The sequence below is a fragment of the Leclercia sp. EC_58 genome (assembly GCF_019584355.1).
Lineage (GTDB): Bacteria > Pseudomonadota > Gammaproteobacteria > Enterobacterales > Enterobacteriaceae > Enterobacter.
Window position 1 is genome coordinate 3,799,257 of record NZ_VDAM01000001.1, and the last position, 22,728, is coordinate 3,821,984.

23 protein-coding genes are annotated in these 22,728 nt (G+C 56.9%); 11 read left to right on the plus strand and 12 right to left on the minus strand.

Annotated elements, in window-relative coordinates; all coding sequences use genetic code 11:
* Positions 1-6 precede the first annotated feature (6 nt).
* Entirely contained in the window at positions 7-1,539 is a 1,533-nt protein-coding gene (locus tag FHC51_RS18580) for a SpoVR family protein (protein WP_103180003.1), read from the plus strand.
* Positions 1,540-1,622: 83 nt separating this feature from the next.
* On the opposite strand, the gene fadR is transcribed toward FHC51_RS18580, so the two are convergent.
* Positions 1,623-2,342 (minus strand): fatty acid metabolism transcriptional regulator FadR, encoded by a 720-nt coding sequence (fadR, locus tag FHC51_RS18585; protein ID WP_103822336.1) that lies wholly within the window; start codon positions 2,340-2,342, stop codon positions 1,623-1,625.
* Between the two features lie 199 nt (positions 2,343-2,541).
* On the opposite strand from fadR, the gene nhaB reads away from it, so the two are divergent.
* Together nhaB and dsbB are read left to right on the plus strand one after the other, a co-directional pair.
* On the plus strand, positions 2,542-4,080 hold the full coding sequence (nhaB, locus tag FHC51_RS18590) for a sodium/proton antiporter NhaB (RefSeq protein ID WP_220436314.1): 1,539 nt from the start codon (positions 2,542-2,544) through the stop codon (positions 4,078-4,080).
* Positions 4,081-4,221: 141 nt separating this feature from the next.
* A complete protein-coding gene (gene dsbB, locus FHC51_RS18595; RefSeq protein WP_114314663.1) occupies positions 4,222-4,752 on the plus strand; it encodes a disulfide bond formation protein DsbB in 531 nt (176 codons plus the stop codon).
* 101 nt (positions 4,753-4,853) lie between these two features.
* Here the strand turns inward: dsbB and FHC51_RS18600 are convergent, their stop codons facing one another.
* The 3 genes from FHC51_RS18600 to FHC51_RS18610 form a co-directional block, all read right to left on the minus strand.
* Entirely contained in the window at positions 4,854-5,294 is a 441-nt protein-coding gene (locus FHC51_RS18600) for a YcgN family cysteine cluster protein (protein WP_220436315.1), read from the minus strand.
* A gap of 93 nt (positions 5,295-5,387) precedes the next feature.
* Complete coding sequence (locus tag FHC51_RS18605; protein WP_220436316.1) at positions 5,388-6,047, minus strand: fumarylacetoacetate hydrolase family protein; 660 nt, start codon at positions 6,045-6,047, stop codon at positions 5,388-5,390.
* Between the two features lie 46 nt (positions 6,048-6,093).
* Positions 6,094-6,369: a YcgL domain-containing protein gene (locus FHC51_RS18610; RefSeq protein ID WP_103180009.1), complete on the minus strand. Its 276-nt coding sequence runs from the start codon at positions 6,367-6,369 to the stop codon at positions 6,094-6,096.
* 126 nt (positions 6,370-6,495) lie between these two features.
* On the opposite strand from FHC51_RS18610, the gene minC reads away from it, so the two are divergent.
* From minC to minE, 3 genes are read left to right on the plus strand one after another with little or no spacing between them, the layout of a single operon-like run.
* Entirely contained in the window at positions 6,496-7,188 is a 693-nt protein-coding gene (gene minC / locus FHC51_RS18615; RefSeq protein WP_103180010.1) for a septum site-determining protein MinC, read from the plus strand.
* Between the two features lie 23 nt (positions 7,189-7,211).
* Positions 7,212-8,024, plus strand: coding sequence for a septum site-determining protein MinD (minD, locus tag FHC51_RS18620; protein WP_103822343.1), 813 nt, complete (start codon positions 7,212-7,214; stop codon positions 8,022-8,024).
* Positions 8,025-8,027: 3 nt separating this feature from the next.
* The gene (gene minE, locus FHC51_RS18625; protein ID WP_103180012.1) at positions 8,028-8,297 is read left to right on the plus strand and encodes a cell division topological specificity factor MinE; all 270 of its coding nucleotides are present in this window, start codon (positions 8,028-8,030) and stop codon (positions 8,295-8,297) included.
* Positions 8,298-8,395: 98 nt separating this feature from the next.
* On the opposite strand, the gene rnd is transcribed toward minE, so the two are convergent.
* From rnd to FHC51_RS18650, 5 genes are all read right to left on the minus strand, one after another.
* Positions 8,396-9,523 carry a ribonuclease D gene (rnd, locus tag FHC51_RS18630; RefSeq protein WP_220436317.1) on the minus strand — a complete coding sequence of 376 codons (1,128 nt, stop codon included), beginning with the start codon at positions 9,521-9,523 and terminating at the stop codon, positions 8,396-8,398.
* Between the two features lie 74 nt (positions 9,524-9,597).
* Positions 9,598-11,283 (minus strand): long-chain-fatty-acid--CoA ligase FadD, encoded by a 1,686-nt coding sequence (fadD, locus tag FHC51_RS18635; RefSeq protein ID WP_139157091.1) that lies wholly within the window; start codon positions 11,281-11,283, stop codon positions 9,598-9,600.
* A 204-nt stretch (positions 11,284-11,487) separates the two neighbouring features.
* Entirely contained in the window at positions 11,488-12,075 is a 588-nt protein-coding gene (locus FHC51_RS18640; RefSeq protein WP_220436318.1) for a Slp family lipoprotein, read from the minus strand.
* Positions 12,076-12,112: 37 nt separating this feature from the next.
* Positions 12,113-12,808: a tRNA (adenosine(37)-N6)-threonylcarbamoyltransferase complex dimerization subunit type 1 TsaB gene (gene tsaB / locus FHC51_RS18645; RefSeq protein ID WP_103822346.1), complete on the minus strand. Its 696-nt coding sequence runs from the start codon at positions 12,806-12,808 to the stop codon at positions 12,113-12,115.
* Positions 12,809-12,874: 66 nt separating this feature from the next.
* The gene (locus FHC51_RS18650; RefSeq protein WP_220436319.1) at positions 12,875-14,785 is read right to left on the minus strand and encodes an ATP-dependent DNA helicase; all 1,911 of its coding nucleotides are present in this window, start codon (positions 14,783-14,785) and stop codon (positions 12,875-12,877) included.
* Between the two features lie 126 nt (positions 14,786-14,911).
* On the opposite strand from FHC51_RS18650, the gene FHC51_RS18655 reads away from it, so the two are divergent.
* Positions 14,912-15,256, plus strand: coding sequence for a RidA family protein (locus tag FHC51_RS18655; RefSeq protein ID WP_103180017.1), 345 nt, complete (start codon positions 14,912-14,914; stop codon positions 15,254-15,256).
* Positions 15,257-15,261: 5 nt separating this feature from the next.
* On the opposite strand, the gene FHC51_RS18660 is transcribed toward FHC51_RS18655, so the two are convergent.
* The gene (locus FHC51_RS18660; protein WP_039030781.1) at positions 15,262-15,444 is read right to left on the minus strand and encodes a YoaH family protein; all 183 of its coding nucleotides are present in this window, start codon (positions 15,442-15,444) and stop codon (positions 15,262-15,264) included.
* Positions 15,445-15,505: 61 nt separating this feature from the next.
* Here FHC51_RS18660 and pabB point away from each other — a divergent pair, with 61 nt between their 5' ends.
* From pabB to FHC51_RS18680, 4 genes are all read left to right on the plus strand, one after another.
* Complete coding sequence (gene pabB, locus FHC51_RS18665) at positions 15,506-16,858, plus strand: aminodeoxychorismate synthase component 1 (protein ID WP_220436320.1); 1,353 nt, start codon at positions 15,506-15,508, stop codon at positions 16,856-16,858.
* A 3-nt stretch (positions 16,859-16,861) separates the two neighbouring features.
* Positions 16,862-17,440, plus strand: a complete 579-nt coding sequence (locus tag FHC51_RS18670; protein ID WP_103822349.1) for a CoA pyrophosphatase — start codon at positions 16,862-16,864, stop codon at positions 17,438-17,440.
* Positions 17,441-17,623: 183 nt separating this feature from the next.
* Positions 17,624-18,988 carry an L-serine ammonia-lyase gene (gene sdaA, locus FHC51_RS18675; RefSeq protein ID WP_114386433.1) on the plus strand — a complete coding sequence of 455 codons (1,365 nt, stop codon included), beginning with the start codon at positions 17,624-17,626 and terminating at the stop codon, positions 18,986-18,988.
* Between the two features lie 164 nt (positions 18,989-19,152).
* On the plus strand, positions 19,153-20,745 hold the full coding sequence (locus FHC51_RS18680) for an EAL domain-containing protein (RefSeq protein WP_220436321.1): 1,593 nt from the start codon (positions 19,153-19,155) through the stop codon (positions 20,743-20,745).
* On the opposite strand, the gene yoaE is transcribed toward FHC51_RS18680, so the two are convergent.
* Together yoaE and FHC51_RS23300 are read right to left on the minus strand one after the other, a co-directional pair.
* Positions 20,746-22,305: a CNNM family cation transport protein YoaE gene (gene yoaE, locus FHC51_RS18685; RefSeq protein ID WP_103822351.1), complete on the minus strand. Its 1,560-nt coding sequence runs from the start codon at positions 22,303-22,305 to the stop codon at positions 20,746-20,748.
* Positions 22,293-22,451, minus strand: coding sequence for a hypothetical protein (locus tag FHC51_RS23300; RefSeq protein WP_371414022.1), 159 nt, complete (start codon positions 22,449-22,451; stop codon positions 22,293-22,295). Before FHC51_RS23300 ends, yoaE begins: the two co-directional genes overlap by 13 nt.
* Positions 22,452-22,728: the final 277 nt, after the last annotated feature.

Consider the following 22,728-nt stretch of genomic DNA (forward strand, 5'->3'; position numbering starts at 1 on the left):
GCGCTAATGGCTACTATTGATTCCATGAATAAGGACACCACTCGTCTGAGCGATGGACCCGACTGGACATTCGAGCTGCTGGACACCTATCTGGCGGAAATTGACCGGGTGGCAAAACTCTACCGTCTGGATGCCTATCCCCATCAAATCGAAGTGATTACCTCCGAGCAGATGATGGACGCCTACTCCAGCGTCGGGATGCCCATTAACTATACCCACTGGTCGTTTGGTAAAAAATTCATTGAGACCGAACGGCTCTACAAGCACGGTCAGCAGGGGCTGGCCTATGAGATCGTCATTAACTCTAACCCCTGTATCGCCTACCTGATGGAAGAGAACACCATCACCATGCAGGCGCTGGTAATGGCGCACGCCTGCTACGGGCACAACTCGTTTTTCAAAAATAACTACCTGTTCCGCAGCTGGACCGACGCCAGCTCGATTGTCGACTACCTGATCTTCGCCCGAAACTACATTACCGAATGTGAAGAGCGCTACGGGGTGGAAGAGGTCGAGAAGTTGCTGGACTCCTGCCATGCGCTGATGAACTACGGCGTGGATCGCTATAAACGTCCGCAGAAGATCTCTTTGCAGGAGGAGAAAGCCCGGCAGAAAAGCCGCGAAGAGTATCTGCAAAGCCAGGTGAATACGTTGTGGCGCACCCTGCCGAAGCGCGAAGAGGAAAAAGCGGTCCCCGAAGCACGCCGTTATCCTTCTGAGCCGCAGGAGAACCTGCTCTACTTCATGGAGAAGAACGCCCCGCTGCTGGAGCCGTGGCAGCGTGAGATCCTGCGCATCGTGCGCAAGGTGAGCCAGTACTTCTACCCGCAAAAACAGACTCAGGTGATGAACGAGGGCTGGGCGACCTTCTGGCACTACACCATCCTCAATCACCTCTATGACGAAGGCAAAGTGACCGAACGCTTTATGCTGGAGTTCCTGCACAGCCACACCAACGTGGTGTTCCAGCCGCCTTACAACAGCCCGTGGTACAGCGGCATTAACCCCTATGCGCTGGGCTTTGCCATGTTCCAGGACATCAAGCGTATCTGCCAGAACCCGACGGACGAGGATAAATACTGGTTCCCGGATATCGCCGGTTCCGACTGGCTGGAGACGCTCCATTTCGCGATGCGCGACTTTAAAGATGAGAGCTTTATCAGCCAGTTCCTGTCGCCGAAGGTGATGCGAGATTTCCGCCTGTTTACAGTGCTGGATGACGATCACAACAACTATCTGGAAATTTCGGCGATCCACAACGAAGAGGGATACCGTGAAATCCGCTCCCGTCTCTCGGCCCAGTACAACTTAAGCAACCTGGAGCCGAATATTCAGGTCTGGAATGTGGATCTGCGGGGGGATCGCTCCCTGACGCTGCGCTATATTCCGCATAACCGCGCGCCGCTGGATAAAGGGCGCAAAGAGGTGCTGAAGCACGTACACCGTCTGTGGGGCTTTGACATTCTGCTTGAACAGCAAAACGAAGATGGCAGCGTGGAGTTGCTGGAGCGCTGCCCACCTAAGGGCAATATCCTGTAGGTCGGTATCGCCTGTTTGCCGGGTGGCGCTTCGCTTACCCGGCCTACATATAAAAAAACCTCTCAAGCGAGAGGTTTTTTATTTTATCGACCGTGGATGGAGAGATCGCCCGGTAGGGTCTTCTGCATCCGGTGCCAGATCTCGCCGCTGTCGCGACCGTAGCGACGCACGGTGTCATACACCTGATCGTGCTGACCTTCGGCGCAGAGTTCGCTCAGCTTGTGATAGAAGCCAAGCGCGAGGCTGCGGGCTTCCGGATTGGCGAAGTAGTGACGACCGATGCGGGTATAGAGCCCTTTCATGCCGTTGAGGATCAGGCCGTAGATTGGGTTGCCGGAGGCAAACGCCAGCCCGCGGAAGACGTTGTAATCCAGCAGCGCAAAGGCGTCGGCGTGATCTTCAACCGCCGTGGCGCGGGCGAGCACCTCCTGTGCCTTATCCGGGTGCTGGCGAAACGCCGTACGGATAAAGATGGTGGCGATGTTGGTGCGCACGGAGAGCAGATTGTCGATCAGCTGCGGCACGCTCTCGTGATCGAGGCGCGCGAGCGTTTCAAGAATATTCAGACCCGACGTTTCCCAGAAGTTATTCACTTTGGTCGGTTTGCCGTGTTGGATCGTCAGCCAGCCGTCGCGTGCCAGTCGCTGCAACACTTCACGTAAGGTGGTACGTGTGACGCCAATCAGTTCAGAGAGTTCGCGTTCTGCGGGAAGAATCGAGCCTGGGGGGAAACGATTGTTCCAGATGCTTTCGATAATGTACTCTTCCGCGAAACCCGCCGGGCTTTGCGCCTTTATGACCATAGTGAATTTTCCATTAACTGCTTTTTACAAAATTCACTCATCATACCAGAGGCAGACAGAGGCAGATAGCGCAGCGACGCGAGAAAAAAGGGATCGCCGTTTTATTTTTATCATTTAAAAAAACGCGGCCTGCACTCCTTCCCCGGCGCCATTTGCGTATACTTAGTGCGTAATTATGTGACGGGCAAGGAAATCTGTTGTGGAAATGTCGTATCGTCGCGCCCTGTGGCGCAATTTTTTAGGCCAGTCCCCCGACTGGTACAAACTGGCTCTGGTTATCTTTCTGGTAATTAACCCGCTTATCTTTATGGTGAGTCCTTTTGCCGCAGGCTGGTTGCTGGTGGCAGAGTTCATCTTTACCCTGGCCATGGCGCTGAAGTGTTATCCCCTGCTGCCGGGCGGCCTGCTGGCTTTCGAGGCAGTAGCAATAGGGATGACCAGTGCAGAGCATGTGAGAGAAGAGCTGGCGTCCAACCTGGAAGTGCTCCTGCTGCTGATGTTTATGGTGGCCGGGATCTACTTTATGAAGCAGCTGCTGCTGTTCATTTTTACCCGCCTGCTGTTGAGCATCCCCTCGAAAACGCTGCTGTCGCTGGCCTTCTGTCTGGCGGCCGCTTTTTTATCCGCCTTCCTCGATGCCCTGACCGTGGTAGCGGTGGTGATCAGCGTTGCCGTCGGCTTTTACGGGATTTATCACCGGGTGGCCTCTTCCCTGCCGGCATCGGGCATGCAGGATGACAGCCAGGTTGATGCCCACCAGCGCGACGTGCTGGAGCAGTTCCGCGCGTTTCTGCGCAGCCTGATGATGCACGCGGGCGTGGGTACTGCGCTGGGCGGCGTCATGACCATGGTCGGCGAGCCGCAGAACCTGATTATCGCCAAAGCCGCGGACTGGAATTTTATCGAATTTTTCCTGCGCGTTGCCCCGGTCAGCGTGCCGGTGCTGGTGTGCGGCCTGCTCACCTGCTGGCTGGTGGAGAAGTTCAGGTGGTTTGGTTACGGCACCCTGCTGCCGAAGCAGGTACGTGATGTGCTGCAACGCTTCGACGAAGAGAGCCGCAGCCAGCGTACCCGTCAGCAGCGGCTGGCGCTGATTTCCCAGGGCATCATTGGCGTCTGGCTGATTATCGCCCTGGCGTTTCATCTGGCGGAAGTGGGGCTGATTGGTCTGTCGGTCATTATCCTGGCGACCACCTTCTCCGGCGTGACGGATGAACATGCCATCGGCAAAGCCTTTACCGAAGCACTGCCGTTTACCGCGCTGCTGGCGGTCTTTTTCGCGGTAGTGGCGGTGATCGTCGATCAGCACCTGTTTGGGCCGATCATCAACTTCGTGCTGCAGGCCGCGCCGGATGCCCAACTGACGCTGTTTTATCTGTTTAACGGCCTGCTGTCGGCCATCTCCGATAACGTGTTTGTCGGCTCGGTCTATATCAACGAAGCGAAAGCGGCGATGGAGAGTGGTATCATCGACCGGGAGCAGTTTGAACTGCTGGCGGTGGCGATCAACACCGGCACCAACCTCCCTTCCGTGGCCACGCCAAACGGTCAGGCGGCCTTCCTGTTCTTACTGACCTCCACCCTCGCCCCACTTATCCGCCTCTCTTATGGCCGGATGGTATGGATGGCGCTGCCTTATAGCCTGGTGTTAACCGCAGTGGGTTTGCTGTGCGTCAAAATTACCCTCATTCCTTTTACCCAATGGATGCTGCAGGCAGGTATACTGGCGACGCATTAAATGAGTCGGCCGGGCGGTAAAACGCCCGGCTGCACTTATGGATGATAAATGTCCGATTACGTTATATTTGCGCGCTGAGGCTGGTGCGCAAAGTGATTTCGTTTACACTGCGCTTTCTATACCTGCTCCAGGGAAATGATTATGTTGAAATTTTTGAACCAGTGCTCGCGCGGTCGCGGGGCGTGGTTGTTGTTGGCCCTGACCGCCTTCGTGTTAGAAATGGTGGCATTATGGTTCCAGCACGTGATGATGCTGAAACCGTGCGTACTCTGTATCTATGAACGCTGCGCGCTGTTTGGCGTAATGGGCGCGGGTCTGGTGGGCGCCATCGCCCCAAAAAGCCCGCTGCGCTATGGCGCCATTGCCATCTGGCTTTACAGCGCCGGTAAAGGCCTGCAACTGGCATGGGAGCACACCATGATCCAGCTGCACCCGTCGCCGTTCCAGACCTGTGACTTTGCCGCCAGCTTCCCGAGCTGGTTACCGCTGGACAAGTGGCTGCCGCAGGTCTTTGTGGCTACCGGTGACTGCGCCGTGCGTCAGTGGGAATTCCTGACCCTGGAGATGCCGCAGTGGCTGGTGGGCATTTTTGCCGCTTACCTGATCGTGGCGCTGCTGGTGCTGATTGCCCAGCCGTTTAAAGCGAAAAAACGCGATCTGTTTGGCCGTTAATGCCCGGCGGCGCTTCGCTTGCACGGGCCTACGGGTAAGCGCAGCGCCACCCGGCAAAAAAGCCGCACATTAAAAAACCCGCCTCGGCGGGTTTTTTATTATCAGCGGTTGGGATGATTCAGAATATGGTCTTCCCAGTCGCGCACCTCGGACTCTTTCACCGCGATATGACGCACGGAGATCCGCTCGCCATGCATTGCCGATTTTGAGCCGGTCAGCAGCGGGTGCCACTTCGGCAGTTCTTTCCCTTCCGCCAGCAGGCGGTAGGCGCAGGTCGGGGGCAGCCATTCGAAGGTCGGCAGGTTATCACGGGTCAGCTTGATGCAGTCCGGCTCCAGCTCGAAACGCCGCTCGTAGTTGCGGCACTGGCAGGTTTTGATATTCAGCTGATTACAGGCGACATTGGTGAAATAGATTTCGTCCGAGTCTTCATCCATCAGCTTATGCAGGCAGCACTGCCCGCAGCCATCGCACAGCGATTCCCACTCGGCGTCGGTCATGTTGTCGAGAGTTTTGCTTTGCCAGAAAGGGATTTCGCTCATAAGGATGTCCACACGTCAAAATAAAGCGCACCTTATAACCAGTCTGGCACCTCGATGCAAGTTTTGCCGCCCGAAAAGGGCGGCAAGAGAGGGTTACAGCACGCGGGTTTTCAGTGACAGGCCGTTGAAGGATAGGTCCAGCTCATCGCCGCTGTTCAGCGGCCCCACCCCTTCCGGGGTGCCGGTGAGGATCACATCGCCCGGTTTCAGGGTGAAGTAACGGCTCATATAGGCAATCAGCGGCACAATTTTATGGATCATGTCAAAGGTAGAGCCCTGCTGACGCACTTCGCCATTGATTTTCAGGCTCAGGGTCGTGTTCTGCGGATCGTCCTGGAACTCCGCCGCCGGTACGAACCCGGAGATGGGACAAGAATTATCAAAGCCTTTGGCTTTCTCCCACGGCTGGCCCGCTTTTTTCATTTTGCCCTGCACCTCGCGCAGGGTCAGATCCAGCGCCACACCATAACCGGCAATCGCCTTCTGCACATGATCCTCAGAGGCCTGGCGCAGCGTGGCGCCAATCAGCACCGCCAGTTCCACTTCGTGGTGCACCGATCCCAGCCCCTGCGGGATCACCAGCGGCTGGCGGATATCGCAGAGTGCGGTTTCGGGTTTAATAAATAGCACCGGCTCGTCCGGAACCGCACTGCCCATTTCCTGAATATGCTTTGCGTAATTACTGCCCACACAGACGACTTTACTGACCGGATAATCCAGCAAGGCGCCTTGCCAGTTATGATGCTGATACATAATGAGCCCCTAAAGGTTAATGTAACCCTGACAGATTAATCTCAAACTATTTTTTCCCCAGCGCCTCAAGATGCTGTTTGAGTAAATTCTCTTGCGGCGGAGGGAGTTGTAAATAATAGCCCTGTTCGGCTAACGCGCTTTTTACTTTTTCCAGATCGGCGTTCTTCAGCTGCTTACGCCCGTCAAGCGGCATGAGCATCACCAGCTGCGGCTTACCGAAGCTTTTCATCAGCGCCTCAGGCACACGGGAAAAATCGTCCTTTTTTTCGACATAAAGATAGGTCTGGTCGCGCTGGGTACTTCTGTAGATCACACAAAACATATATTTACTCAGAATTAACGGGGAGGGTGACTTGCCTCAATATAATTGTGACTATAACATGCCTGATACTCTTCGGAATATCACGACGCACACGCCGTGGTAAAAAGCAAATTGAGTAAGGCCAGGATGTCAAACACGCCAATCGAGCTTAAAGGCAGTAGCTTCACCTTATCAGTGGTTCATTTGCATGAAGCAAAACCCGAGGTTATTCGTCAGGCGTTAGAAGACAAAATCGCGCAGGCGCCCGCATTCCTGAAACATGCGCCTGTCGTCATTAATGTCAGCGATCTTGAAGCGCCGATTAACTGGCAGCAGCTGCAGCAGGCGGTCTTAGCCACCGGGCTGCGGATTGTCGGCATCAGCGGCTGTAAAGATCCTGAACTGAAAGCCGAAATCGACGAGGCGGGTCTTCCGCTGCTCACCGAAGGCAAAGATAAAGCCCCGCGCGCAGAGCCCCCTGCCCCGCCTGAACTCCCTGTTACACCCGCCACAAAAACGCGCTTGATCGACCTGCCGGTGCGTTCCGGACAGCGTATTTATGCGCCAAATTGTGACCTTATTGTAACAAACCACGTCAGCGCAGGTGCGGAGCTGATCGCCGATGGCAATATTCATATCTATGGCTCAATGCGAGGCCGCGCGCTGGCAGGTGCCAGTGGCGATCGCGATGCACAAATTTTTTGTACCCACCTGGAGGCGGAGCTGGTCTCCATCGCAGGTGTTTACTGGCTGAGCGATAACATCCCGGCCGAATTTTCTGGCAAAGCAGCACGTTTGCGTCTGGCAGACAACGCTTTGACCGTTCAACCGTTGAATTGATCCCTTTTTAACAAGGAATTTCTATGGCACGCATTATTGTTGTTACTTCGGGTAAAGGAGGCGTTGGCAAGACCACCTCCAGCGCGGCCATCGCTACTGGTTTGGCCCAGAAGGGAAAGAAAACTGTCGTTATCGACTTTGATATCGGCCTGCGTAACCTTGACCTGATTATGGGTTGTGAACGCCGCGTGGTTTACGACTTTGTGAACGTGATTCAGGGTGATGCCACGCTGAATCAGGCAATGATTAAAGATAAGCGTACCGACAATCTCTATATTCTTCCCGCTTCCCAGACGCGCGACAAAGATGCGCTGACCCGCGAAGGCGTGGAAAAAGTGCTCGATGAGCTGAACAAGATGGACTTCGATTTCGTGATCTGCGATTCACCTGCGGGCATCGAAACCGGTGCACTGATGGCGCTCTACTTCGCCGATGAAGCGATCATCACCACCAACCCGGAAGTCTCATCCGTGCGCGACTCAGACCGTATTTTAGGTATCCTTGCCTCAAAATCCCGTCGTGCAGAAAATGGCGAAGAACCGATTAAAGAGCACCTGCTGCTGACCCGCTATAATCCGGGTCGTGTCAGCAAAGGTGATATGCTGAGTATGGAAGACGTGCTGGAGATCCTGCGCATCAAACTGGTTGGCGTTATCCCGGAAGATCAATCCGTGCTGCGCGCCTCTAACCAGGGTGAACCGGTTATCCTCGACGCCAACGCAGACGCGGGTAAAGCGTATGCGGACACTGTGGATCGTCTGCTCGGAGAAGAACGTCCTTTCCGCTTCATTGAAGAAGAGAAGAAAGGTTTCCTCAAACGCCTGTTCGGAGGATAAGTTATGGCATTACTGGACTTTTTTCTCTCGCGGAAAAAAAACACCGCCAACATCGCTAAAGAACGACTGCAGATCATCGTGGCGGAACGCCGCCGCAGCGACGCTGAACCGCACTACCTGCCGCAGCTGCGCAAAGACATCCTGGAGGTGATCTGTAAATACGTGCAGATCGACCCGGAAATGGTCACCGTGCAGCTGGAGCAAAAAGACGGGGATATCTCGATTCTGGAGCTCAACGTCACCCTGCCGGAAGCAGAAGAGTCGCGTTCATAAACGTGCGTATTGCCGGGCGGCACTGCGTTTGCCCGGCTTACGGTTTGTCGTTTTGTAGCCCCGGCAAGCGCAGCGCCGCCGGGGGTTACAGATCGCGCTTACTGCGGATACTCTGCCAGTAACGCATTCAGGCGATCGGCCATCAGTTCCCCGCGCCATCCGGCAATCAGTTCCGGCGTGCCGTTTTGCGGTTTCAGCTTCCAGTGCGCGTTCAGCAGCTGGTTGATCTGGCGACGTGAGGCCAGCAGCTCGGCGCTGACTTTACTCTCTGCCGCTACCTCCTGCACCAGGGCCTTGATGGCCTTAAATGCTTTGCGATACCCCGGCATATCCATCAGATTCAGCAGCGGCTCCGGCAGCGCCTCATCTGGCAGTTGTTGAGCTTTTGCCACCAGCGCCAGCAGCGTTTTCCCGTGGAAACGGATCTCCGAACCCGAAAGCCCGATGCTATCCAGCTCGCCCAGGCTGCCCGGCATGTACCGCGCCACGGCCCAGAGATGCTCCTCACGCACCACAAAGTTCACCGCCAGGTCACGCTCGCGCGCCTTACGCAGACGCCAGTCGGCCAGCAGTTGCAGACAGGCCAGCTGACGGGTGCGCAGTTGCCAGGCGTTGGTGATGTCGCGCCACGCCTCTTTCGGGTCGGCGATCTCCTGACGACGCTGCTGCGTCATCTGGCACTCATTCAGCGCCGCAGGCAGCCAGCCGGAGGCTTCGGCCTCTTTCATCAGCTGACCGGCGATGGGCAGAAGGTAGAACACATCCGCCGCCGCGTAGTCGAGCTGACGTTCGGTCAGCGGACGCGCCAGCCAGTCGGTGCGGGATTCGCTCTTGTCGATGACAAGGCCGGTGTACTCTTCCACCATGGCGGCAAAGCCCCATGACAATGGACGACCCGCAAACGCGGCGAGGATCTGGGTATCAATCAGCGGCTGCGGCATGATGCCGAAGGTGTTGAGGAAAACTTCCAGATCTTCACTGCCGGCATGCAGATATTTGGTGATGGCGGTGTCCAGCAGCAGCTCACGCATCGGCGTCCAGTCGGTGATCCCCAGCGGATCGATAAGCGATACCCGTTTGCCGTCATACAGTTGGATCAGACCCAATTGCGGGTAGTAAGTGCGGGTACGAACAAACTCGGTGTCCAGCGCAATGGCAGAAGCATCGCGGGTGAGATCGCACAGCGAAGCCAGTTCGTCGTTGGTGGTGATCATCTGGTAATTCAAATCATTTTCTCTATGGTTTGCGCCCATAAAAAAACGCTGGCCAGGCCAGCGTTTCTGGGCGACTAACACGAAGTTCAGCCTTTATTGTCTACTTTGGCGCGCGCTTCGTCACGTAATTCTCGTCGTAATATCTTCCCGACGTTCGATTTTGGCAGTTCGTCGCGGAACTCCACCAGCTTCGGTACTTTGTAGCCGGTAAGATGGCGACGGCAGAAGGTGATCAGCGCGTCTTCGCTCAGGGCAGGATCTTTTTTCACCACAAAGATTTTTACCGTTTCGCCGCTGCTGCCTCCTGGTACCCCTACTGCGGCCACTTCCAGCACGCCGTTGTGCTGCATCACTACCTCTTCGATCTCGTTGGGATAGACGTTGAACCCGGAGACCAGGATCATATCTTTCTTACGATCGACGATACGTAAGAAACCTTCATCATCCATCACCGCGATGTCGCCGGTGTGCAGCCAGCCATCCTTGATGATTTCGTCGGTAGCGTCCGGGCGTTGCCAGTAACCCAGCATCACCTGCGGCCCTCTTACGCACAGCTCGCCAGGCTCGCCATGCGGCACTTCGTTATCGTCGTCATCCACCAGTTTGGCTTCGGTGGAGGGCACCGGCAGACCAATGCTGCCGCTGTGATAGTCGATATCGTGCGGGTTCACGCTCACCAGCGGGGCGCACTCGGTCAGGCCATAGCCTTCAAGCAGGTACTGCCCGGTGAGCTTGACCCAGCGCTCGGCCACCGCCTGCTGCACCGGCATCCCGCCGCCCGCCGACAGATGCAGGGTGGAGAAATCGAGCTGCTGGAACTCTTTATTATTGAGCAGCGCGTTAAACAGGGTGTTTACCCCGGTCATGGCGGTAAACGGATATTTCGCCAGCTCTTTCACCAGCCCCGGAATGTCACGCGGGTTGGTGATTAGCACGTTCTGTCCGCCGAGTTCGATAAACAGCAGGCAGTTCATGGTCAGAGCAAAAATGTGATACAGCGGCAACGCGGTAATGACCAACTCTTTGCCGCGATGCAGCAGCGGCCCGTAGGTGGCATTGACCTGTTCGAGGTTCGCCAGCATGTTGCGGTGGGTGAGCATCGCCCCTTTCGCTACGCCGGTTGTGCCGCCGGTATATTGCAGGAAGGCCAGATCCTGCGAGGCGATCTCAGGCTTAACGTACTGCATCCGGTAGCCGGTGTGCAGCGCCTGGCGAAAAGAGATGGCATCCGGCAGGTGATATTTTGGCACCAGACGTTTGACATATTTGACGACGAAGTTGACCAGCGTCCCTTTGGCGGTGGAGAGCTGGTCGCCCATCCGCGTCAGGATGACGTGTTTGACCTGGGTCTTATCAACCACTTTTTCCAGCGTGTGGGCGAAGTTGGAGACAATCACAATCGCCGCGGCACCGCTGTCATTCAACTGATGTTCCAGCTCACGCGGGGTATAGAGCGGGTTGACGTTAACCACGATCATCCCGGCGCGCAGAATACCGAACAGCGCCACCGGATACTGCAGCAGGTTGGGCATCATCAGCGCCACGCGATCGCCCTTCTGCAGGCCTAAGCCCTGTTGCAGATAAGCGGCAAAGGCCCGGCTGCGCTCTTCCAGTTTACGGAAAGTCATCACCTCGCCCATGTTCACAAACGCAGGCTGATCGGCGTAACGCGTTACGGAGTTTTCAAACAGTTCAACCAGGGATTGATAACGGTCAGGATTTATCTCTGCGGGAACATCCGCAGGATATCGGTTAAGCCAAACCTTCTTCACTACATCACCTCTGAAATGCGTGTTCGTCGTCATCACAACCCCGGTTAATAAACAAGTCGTTAACATAATATTAACTCAGCGTACCAGTTTATTTATTGTCCGGATTTAAGGTTGCGAAGCGCGTCACTATTTATTTTTCTTATTACCGTGGAAAAAACAAAACAGCGGACAGGCCGCTGTTTCTTAATTAAGAATAACAGTGACTTACTCTGTTACTATCGTTCGGACCTGAGCTGGACCGGGGCCATAGCCTGGCCATCCGCCGTAGCCGTAACCATAGCCATAACGCCATGGATGCGGTCCCCAGTACCAGGGATCGGGTGGCGGCATCATCACCTGCTGCTGCACCCGCCAGCGTTTATAGCCGTTGGCCTGCATGATCATGAATTTATAAGGCGTGTTGCCGACTTTACCCTGCTCTGCGCCGGTGATCGGTCCCACTACGGTGATCAGTTGCCCGCGGAAATCCACCGGATCGAGGAAGCCGTTAACATCGGCGTAAATACGGCCTCGTGAGGCTTCACCCAGCACCGGACGCGCGCCGCTGTCGAGGGGAACGGTGGCAATCTCCAGACGGGTTTTCCCCTGCTGGTTGAGCACCTCCACGACTTTGCCGCCAAAACGCGCTTCCTGACCTACGTAGAGTTCCGGAGCGTTCATCACCCGGACCAGATCCTGCTGCGGCGTGGGGCTGCTGCCCTGGATGGCATCAGGTACGGAGACACATCCCGTTAACGCCAGGGCCAGCGCCCCGACGGTCAGCAGACGAACGACATATTTTTGAACCGCCATGATGCGACTCCTTTTTCTCAGGCTCTTATACTGAGATTCACTCCCGGCCCGGAAGTTTCTTCCACGCTACGGTGTTTCGCAAATAAACCGGCTCGGCTTTCTCCACCGGCACGGTTTGCCCTGCCTCCAGCATCTGACAAGCGATGGGCAGCATATCTTCTGCGGCAGGCAGCAGCACTTTGCCGTCCACCAGCGTCAGACCGCTCTCCTTTGCCATGTCAGGCCAGGCTGGCCAGCCGGTTCCGACGGTTGCCCACTCACCGGAAAGCTGCTTCATGCGCTCACCTGCCGCTTCCGGCGTGAGCACCGCTTCACTCTCTTCCCCGTGCCAGACGCCCTGCTCGTCACGGGTATATTCCGCCCAGTAGACTTCGCCCATGCGGGCATCGATAGCTGCCAGTACGCGGGTCGCACCGGTGCTGCGCCACGCCCCCTGCGCCATGGTCGCCAGGGTCGAGACGCCAATCATTGGCAGTTCAGCGCCCAGCGCCAGCCCCTGGGCAATGCCGATACCGATGCGAACGCCGGTAAAGCTGCCCGGACCACGGCCATAGGCCAGCGCATCGAGGTCAGTGAGAGAGGTATTGCCCTCGGTGAGGATCATCTTCACCAGGGGCAGGATACGTTGGGTGTGTTCCCGGGGGCACTCTTCGAAATGAGCAAAGGGAGTACCGTCATTCCACAGGGCAACGGAGCAAGCCTCTGTGGCGGTATCGATAGCCAGAATTCGCATGTATTGTCGCGCTCTCGCAGTGGTCAGTCACAAAAAGGGGCGCATTTTAGCACACCCGTCAGCAAATTACTGCGCCTGCGACGCAGCAAGGAAACGCACGGCGCGATCGATATCCCGGGTACGTGGTGCCGGCGGCAGGCTGGCGATAAAGGTGGCCCCGTAAGGACGCATTACCAGGCGATTATCGCAGATCACCAGCACCCCGCGATCGTCCACGTCACGGATCAGGCGCCCCACCCCCTGCTTAAGGGTAATGACCGCATCCGGAAGCTGCACCTCATCAAACGGATCGCCTCCCCGCAGGCGGCAATCTTCCATCCGCGCCTTCAGCAACGGATCGTCCGGCGAGGTAAAGGGCAATTTGTCGATGATCACCAGCGACAGGGTATCGCCGCGCACGTCGACCCCTTCCCAGAAGCTGCTCGTGGCCACCAGCAGGGCATTACCGTGGCTGACAAACTGCTGCAGCAGCTGGCCTTTGCTGGTTTCACCCTGCAACAGCACCGGCAGCGTCATGGTGGCGCGGAACTGCTCTGCCAGGTCGCGCATCATCGCGTGGGAGGTGCAGAGCATAAAGCAGCGGCCATTGTTGGCCTCAATCATCGGCTTGAGCATCGCCGCCAGATGGCGGGCGGCACCGGGCTGATTGGGTAGCGGCAGGTTGCGCGGCACGCAGAGCAGCGCCTGGGTGGCGTAATCAAACGGGCTCGGCAGCAGCAGGGATTTGGCCTCTGCGATGCCGAGACGTTCGGTGAAATGGTGCAGATCGTCGTTAACCGACAGCGTGGCGGAGGTAAAGATCCAGCTGCCCGGCTTCTGCGCCATCACATCCTGGAACTTATCGGCCACGGTGAGCGGCGTCAGCGCGAGGGTGAAATGGCGCGAGTTGCATTCGTACCAGTAGCTGTAGCCGGGCTGGTTAAATTCTTTCAGCCGTTTCAGACGCGCGCGATAGAGCGTGGCGCGTTCAAAGGCGGCATCCAGCAGCGCCGAGCGGCCGAGGGAGAGCTTCGCCACGTCGTAGCAGAGCTCCAGGGCGTCATCGAGAAGCAGCAACGCGCGCTGAATATGCTGATCGGCCAGCAGTTCGCGCAGGTTGCCACGGAAACCCGGATCGCCAAGCTGCATGCGAAAATCCTGCGTACTCTGTGCCAGGCGGTCGGCGCACTTCTGCAGCTGCTGGGTGTCTTTCAGTTCGGTGCGGTAGGCGATGGTAAAATCTTTCGCCAGATCCAGCAGCTGGCGGCTGGAGAGCGACTGGCCGAAATACTGGCTGGCGATATCGGGGAGCTGGTGGGCTTCGTCGAAGATCAGCACTTCGGCTTCGGGGATCAGCTCGCCAAAACCGCTCTCTTTCACCACCATATCCGCCAGGAAGAGGTGGTGGTTAACCACCACCACGTCGGCTTCCATCGCCGTTTTACGCGCTTTGACCACAAAACAGTCTTTATAGAGCGGGCAGTCGCTGCCCAGACAGTTGTCGTTGGTGCTGGTGACCAGCGGCCAGGCAGGTGAGTCTTCGGCGACGCTGGCGCAGGTACTGATATCGCCATCCTGGGTCTGGTTGGCCCAGCTGCGCAGGATGATCACATCGCTGAGGGTCTGTACCGGCAGATCGCCGCCCGCCAGCGCCTGCTGTTCGAGCCGCTCAATGCAGAGATAGTTGGAGCGCCCTTTCAGCAGGGCCAGACGGCCTTTGTATTTCAGGGCTTTGGCGACGGTAGGCAGATCGCGGCTGTAGAGCTGATCCTGCAACGCTTTCGAACCGGTGGAGATGATCACCTTTTTCTTCGTGCGCAGCGCCGGCGCCAGATAGGCGTACGTTTTACCGGTGCCGGTACCCGCCTCTACCACCAGCGGCTGGGAGCTGTCGATCGCCTCGGCTACCGCGTGCGCCATCTGGCGCTGCGGTTCGCGCGGCTTGAAGCCGGGAATTGCCTTTGCTAACTGTCCGTCTGCTGCGAAATCGTCTGCCACTCTGCCCCCTGTAATTTTGCACAGGGATTATGTCAGGCCGATCGTCCTGGCGCCAGTCGAGAGTGACGCAGGCAAAACAATATGGCAGTCTTGCCCGCAGAAAGTCACCATAACGAGGAAACGTGTATGACAATTGTGCGCATTGATGCCGAAGCCCGCTGGTCAGATGTAGTGATCCACAACCAGACCCTCTACTACACCGGCGTACCGGAAAATCTGGATGCTGACGCCTATGAGCAGACCGCCAATACCCTGGCGCAGATTGACGCAGTGCTGGAAAAACAGGGCAGCGACAAATCCCGCATTCTGGATGCGACCATTTTCCTGGCCAGTAAAGAGGATTTTGCGGCGATGAACAAAGCCTGGGACGAGTGGGTGGTGGCGGGTCACGCGCCTGTACGCTGCACGGTACAGGCGACGCTGATGAAGCCGCAGTATAAGGTTGAGATTAAGATTATCGCTGCGGTGTAAGGGCGTTACTCCTCTTCATCATCCTCAAAACGCGCCACGATCCGCTCGCCGGTATGGGTGGCGCGAAGCTCTTCTGCCACCTGAGAAATTGCCTGCCCGCTGCTCATCCCCTGGGACATCAACTCCTGTATGCGCTCGACGGCCTTTTGCTGCTGCTCGTGGCTCAGTGAAGGTAAACCTGCAAACATCGTCAACTCCTGCTAAATTATTGGCGCTAATTATTTCACGCTGCCCGGTTGTTTACCACCCATGAACTCGTTATCCCCCAATGTTATGACATTGCCGTGGCGTCCTGACGCCGCAGAATTCTGGTTTGCTCCGCTCAGCCATCTGCCGTGGGCCATGCTGCTGCACTCGGGCCATGCGGATCACCCCTACAGTCGCTTTGATATCCTGGTGGCCGACCCGCGCACCACGCTGGTGACCCACGGGGCGGATACGCTGATCGACGGGGTTCATTCTGACACCTGCCCGCTGAGTTTGTTGCAACAGGCCCTTGATGAGATGGGCCTGCCCTGCACGCCTGACCCGGACCTCCCCTTCCAGGGCGGTGCGCTGGGGCTGTTCGGCTACGACCTTGGCCGCCGCTTCGAAAAGCTGCCGGAACGGGCCTTGCGTGATATCACCCTGGCGGATATGGCGGTGGGCCTGTATGACTGGGCGATAATCGTCGATCACCACAAACAGCGGGTGTCGCTGGTCTGTCATGGCGATGCACAGGCGCGGCTGGCCTGGCTTGAAGCACAGCGCTCCCCTGAGAATCTACCTGCATTCCGGCTGACCTCCGGCTGGCAGGCCAATATGACCGCGGCGGAGTACCAGGAAAAATTCGAGCAAGTGCAGGCCTTCCTGCACAGCGGCGACTGCTATCAGGTGAATCTGGCCCAGCGTTTCCAGGCCCGCTACGAGGGCGACGAATGGCAGGCGTTTACCCGGCTGAACGCCAACAACCGCGCCCCCTTCAGCGCCTTTTTACGTCTTGAAGAGGGGGCGATCCTGAGCCTCTCCCCGGAGCGTTTTATCCACCTGGCGGAAGGCACCATCCAGACCCGTCCCATTAAAGGCACCCTGCCGCGGCTGGCGGATGCCGAGGCGGATCGCCAGCAGGCTGAGAAGCTCGCCGCTTCGCCGAAAGATCGCGCCGAGAATCTGATGATCGTCGATCTGATGCGCAATGATATTGGCCGGGTGGCGGAGCCGGGAAGCGTGCGGGTGCCGGAGCTGTTCGTGGTGGAGCCCTTCCCCGCCGTGCATCATCTGGTGAGCACCATCACCGCCCGCCTGCCGTCGTCACAGAGACCGTGCGATCTGCTGCGCGCCGCCTTCCCCGGTGGGTCGATCACCGGCGCGCCGAAAGTGCGGGCGATGGAGATCATCGACGAACTGGAGCCGCATCGCCGCAACGCCTGGTGCGGCAGCATCGGCTATATCAGCCTCTGCGGCGGCATGGATACCAGCATCACCATTCGCACCCTGACGGCGGTGGAGGGGCAGATCTACTGTTCCGCAGGCGGTGGCATTGTGGCTGACAGCCAGGCCGGGGCGGAATATCAGGAAACCTTTGATAAAGTGAATCGTATTCTGCAACAACTGGAGTGCTAACTGGTGAATACCCACGACCTGACCCTCGACCATTTTTTATCGCGTTTTCAGCTGTTGCGCCCGCAGGTGAACAGCACGTCGCTGAACCAGCGTCAGGCGGCGGTGTTGATCCCGGTGGTGCGCCGGGAGCAGCCGGGCCTGCTGTTGACCCGGCGCTCGGCGAAGCTGCGTAAACATGCCGGTCAGGTGGCCTTTCCCGGCGGCGCGGTGGACAGCACCGATGCCTCGTTAATTGCCGCTGCCCTGCGTGAAGCCGAGGAAGAGGTGGCGATCCCGCCGCACAAGGTCGAAGTGATTGGCGTCCTGCCGCCGGTGGACAGCGTCACCGGTTTTCAGGTCACGCCGGTGGTGGGGATTATTCCGCCGGATCTGCACTATCACGCCAGCGAGGACGAAGTGGAGTCGGTGTTTGAAATGCCGCTGGCGGAAGCCCTGCGTCTGGGCCGTTATCATCCGCTCGATATTCATCGCCGTGGCCACGATCATCGGGTGTGGCTCTCCTGGTATGAGCATTATTTTGTCTGGGGCATGACGGCGGGAATAATTCGTGAGCTGGCGCTGCAGATCGGCCTGAAACCTTGACTATACTTTACATTCGCCTCTTTTTTGCGCCTTTGCGATCGGCCTCCCGCTATTAGTTTATCAGGCGTTAATCATTAGTTTAATTCATGTGAATAGTTAAGCTGACGACAGGGTTCCCTCTTACACTATGCGAAGTTATTACATCGTTACTGGAAACCCGGTAACCCTGTCAGGAGTGTTAAAGTGATTAGTATATTCGACATGTTCAAAGTGGGGATTGGTCCCTCTTCTTCCCACACTGTCGGGCCGATGAAGGCCGGTAAACAGTTCGTCGATGACCTGGTCGAAAAAGGATTACTGGATAGCGTTACCCGCGTGGCTGTAGACGTTTACGGTTCACTGTCGCTTACGGGTAAAGGCCACCACACCGATATCGCCATTATTATGGGTCTGGCCGGAAATATGCCGGACACCGTAGATATTGACGCCATTCCGGCGTTTATTCGCGACGTGGAAACACGCGGTCGTCTGCTGCTGGCGAATGGCCAGCATGAAGTGGATTTCCCGCAGGATGACGGTATGCGTTTTCGCAGCGACAACCTCTCCCTGCATGAAAACGGGATGCAGATCCACGCCTTCAACGGCGAGAAAGTGGTCTACAGCAAGACCTACTACTCCATCGGCGGCGGCTTTATCGTCGATGAGGAGCATTTCGGCCAGGACGTCACGGGCGACGTAAAGGTGCCTTACCCGTTCAAATCGGCGACAGAGATGCTGAATTACTGCAAGGAGACTGGCCTGTCCCTCTCCGGCATGGTGATGCAGAACGAGCTGGCGCTGCACAGCAAGAAAGAGATTGAAGACTATTTCGCGAACGTCTGGCAGACCATGCGCGCCTGTATCGATCGCGGTATGAATACCGAAGGGGTACTGCCTGGCCCGCTGCGCGTGCCGCGTCGTGCTTCTGCCCTGCGCCGGATGCTGGTCACGACGGATAAGTACTCCAACGATCCGATGAACGTGGTGGACTGGGTCAACATGTTTGCCCTCGCGGTGAACGAAGAGAACGCCGCCGGTGGTCGCGTGGTGACCGCGCCAACCAACGGTGCCTGCGGGATCGTTCCGGCAGTGCTGGCCTACTACGATCACTTTATCGAATCGGTAAGCCCGGATATCTATATTCGCTATTTCCTCGCCGCGGGCGCGGTAGGCGCGCTGTATAAGATGAACGCTTCCATCTCCGGCGCCGAAGTTGGCTGCCAGGGTGAAGTGGGCGTGGCCTGCTCCATGGCGGCAGCCGGTCTGGCTGAGCTGCTGGGCGCCAGCCCGGAGCAGGTATGCGTGGCCGCCGAGATCGGCATGGAACATAACCTCGGTTTGACCTGTGACCCGGTTGCCGGTCAGGTGCAGGTGCCATGTATTGAGCGTAACGCGATTGCCTCTGTGAAAGCGATCAACGCCTCCCGTATGGCGATGCGCCGTACCAGCGAACCACGCGTTTCGCTGGATAAGGTGATCGAAACCATGTACGAAACCGGTAAAGATATGAACGCCAAATACCGCGAAACGTCCCGCGGCGGTCTGGCCATCAAGGTACAGTGCGACTAAGACGCTGAAAGCGCTTCTGCGACTTTCGTCTTTCATGCTTTAAACGCCCATCTGATAGGGATGGGCGAATTTCATCCACTTTCCTCGTTACCTGAAATAATGCCGACTACACTAGCCAGGTTGCCATGGGCATCTGCGCCAGTGGCTCTTCGGGTGACCGTGGCATGCAAACAACGCACAGGATAATTAAAAATTATCGCCGCAAACGGGTAATCGTCTGCCTCGTGCTGTCCCTTTCCACTCTCGTTTGCACGCTAATTATCGGCTTTATTTCACAGCGCAATTTAAATCAGCAGACCACCGTGGCCTTTGTCTCCCATGCTGTCGATACGCTGGAAAAGATCCTGCAACCGCTGGAGACGGGACGCGATGTGGTACAACCGCTTATCGGCCTGCCCTGCGTGGAGGTCAACTTTTTACTGCGCAAGCACGCCGCCTCCCTGCAAACCGTGCGCTCAATCGGCCTGATTAAAGATGGCATTCTCTATTGCTCAAGTATGTTCGGTAACCGCGATATTCCCATTAGCCAGTTTCAGCCCCAGCTACCCGCCGCGCAGCCCTTACTGCTCCTGACCACAGACCAGCCGCTGATGAAAGGCAGCCCGGTGCTGATCCAGTGGTATCCGGCGCCCGGCCAGAGTGAGGATGGCATCATGGAGATTGTGAATATCGACCTTATCGCCCGGATGCTGCTGGAGCCCCAGCTGCCGATCATCAGCGACGTTAACCTCAGCGTCGGCGGTAAGTACCTGAACCATGAGCGCCAGCTTTCGGACAGGCTGGTAACAGACGCTGGCGACAACGTTTACCAGCAGGCTTCCCTCAACTTTCCTTTCATCATTACCGTTAACGGCCCGGGGCTGACCGCGCTGGCGCTGAAAAGTCTGCCGTCGCAGCTGCCGCTGGCGGTGATATTCAGCATGCTGGTGGGGTATATCGCCTGGCTTGCCACCGCCAGTCGCATGAGCTTTACCCGGGAGATCAACTTTGGCCTGGCCTCCGGTGAGTTTGAGCTCTTTTGCCAGCCGCTGATCGATGCCAAAAAACAGGATTGCGTCGGCGTGGAAATTCTACTGCGCTGGAATAATCCGCGGCAGGGGTGGATCGCCCCGGATATTTTTATTCCGCTGGCGGAGGAGCATAACCTGATTGTCCCCCTCACCCGCTACGTTCTTATCGAAACCGTCCGCCATCTGGCCATATTTCCGCCCGCGCCGGGCTTTCATATTGGGATCAACGTCGCGGCCAGCCATTTCCGTGACGGTACTCTGCTTCACGATCTGAATCGCGTCTGGTTCAGTGCCGAGCCCGCGCAGCAGCTGGTCATTGAATTAACCGAGCGCGATACCCTGCTGGAGATGGATTACAACATGGTAGAGGCGTTACATCAGAAAGGGGTGAAGCTGGCGATTGACGATTTTGGTACCGGGAGCAGTTCGCTTTCGTGGCTGGAGAAACTCAATCCGGAAGTGCTGAAAATTGATAAATCCTTTACCGCCGCCATCGGCACGGATGCCGTCAACTCAACGGTGACAGACATTATTATCGCCCTGGCCCAGCGTCTGAATATTGAACTGGTGGCTGAAGGGGTGGAAACCAGCGACCAGGCGAGCCATCTGCGCCTGCACGGTGTGGATATCCTTCAGGGATTTTTATATGCACGGCCAATGCCACTGCGGGATTTCCCGCAGTGGCTGGCGGAGAGTTCACCTCCGCCAGCCTCTCATAACGGCGATATGATGCCGTCGACTCCGTAATTACTCTTCTTCGTCGTGGGCGGACTGTTCTTTAACAATGCGCACCAGATCAACGCGGTAATCGTTGGCGGTCACGATGGTTATCTTCAGCGGCGGCAGCTCAAGCACATCACCGGCTCGCGGAATTTGACCATTCACGGCAATCACCAGACCGGCCACCGTCGCGATATCTTCATCGTGGTTGGTCAGGTGTTCCAGCCCCAGCGTATGTTGCAGGGCGTGCAGATCCGTGGTGCCTTTGACCAGCCAGCCATCATTATCGTTAACGATTTCCGGCGTTTCGTCGGCATCCGGGAACTCACCGGCAATCGCTTCCAGAACATCCAGCGGCGTAACCAGACCCTGCACCACGCCAAACTCGTTGGTCACGATGACAAAGCTACCCCGGGCACGGCGCAGCACGCCAAGCAGGTTGATCGGGTCGAGCGTTTCCGGCACCACGATGGCAGGTGACGCGGCGGCGATAGCCTCAACGTCCACGCCCTCTTCCAGTGCCACCAGCATCTCTTTGGCACGGACCACGCCGATGATCTCATCCAGCTCGCCGCGACACACCGGGAACAGGCTGTGCGGGGAGGAGAGCAACTGCTGGCGGATTTCCGTCACGCTCAGTCTGGCATCGACCCAGCTGATTTCACCGCGTGGGGTCATGATGCCACGCAGGGAACGCGAGGCCAGCGACAGCACGCCGTTGATCATATAGCGCTCTTCTTCAACAAAGGCACCTTCCGGAACCGGCACCGGGACATGATTATCGCTGTCCTGCTGTGCTTTGGCTTCGCGGCGGCCGCCCATCAGACGCAGAATCGCATCAGCGGTGCGGGCACGCAGCGGCTGGTTCGACTGCTGACGAATAAAGTTGCGACGGGCAATCTGGTTAAACAGCTCTATAATGATGGAGAAACCAATGGCGGCGTACAGATAGCCTTTCGGAATATGGAAGCCGAAACCTTCTGCCACCAGGCTCAGACCGATCATCAGCAGGAAGCTCAGACAGAGCACCACCACGGTCGGATGCTGGTTAACGAATCGCGTCAACGGCTTCGAGGCGAGTAGCATCACCGCCATCGCGATGACCACGGCGGCCATCATCACCGGCAGATGATTCACCATACCGACAGCGGTAATGACCGCGTCGAGGGAGAAGACCGCGTCCAGTACCACGATTTGCAGTACTACTACCCAGAAGCTGGCATAGCCTTTACCGTGTCCGTCGTCGTGCTGGCGGTTTTCCAGCCGTTCATGGAGCTCGGTTGTGGCTTTGAAGAGCAGGAATATCCCCCCCAGCAGCATGATCAGGTCGCGCCCTGAGAAGGTGAAGTTGAAGGCGGTGAACAGCGGTTGCGTAAGCGTAACCATCCATGAGATCACCGACAGCAGCGCAAGACGCATAATCAGCGCCAGCGACAGACCGATTAAACGTGCTTTATCACGTTGTTTAGGTGGAAGTTTATCCGCAAGGATCGCGATAAACACGAGGTTATCGATACCGAGAACGATCTCAAGTACCACCAGCGTGAGCAATCCTACCCAGATTTGCGGGTCCATTAAGAATTCCATGACAAGCTCCTGCTAAAGGAATGGCAAAACGGCGCCGCGAAAAGCTCGGGCGAAGCGGTAAAGAACGTAAACAGTGAGTGGCGCGAATCGCCGATAAGGCTGGCCAGAGTTGGCCGGGTGTGTGACTGGCGTCGGTGACGGTCCATACAGTGGGCTACTGCCCCATACTCCTGACAATTAAACGGATGGTAAACATATCAGAGACCTGAGCTTTTTGGCAAAGATTTACTTTCCTTTGCAAACAGATGTTTCCGTGCTTTTTTTGATCACAGAAATATCTCATTGGCTTAGGCTAAATTACGGATCTTCATCACATAAATTATTTTTTCGATGTCTAAAATAAATCGCGTAAGTCTTAGTTAATTGAACTCTAACCCTTATCTGAATCGATTCGTTCTTTCGAAGATGATCTCTAATGCTCCT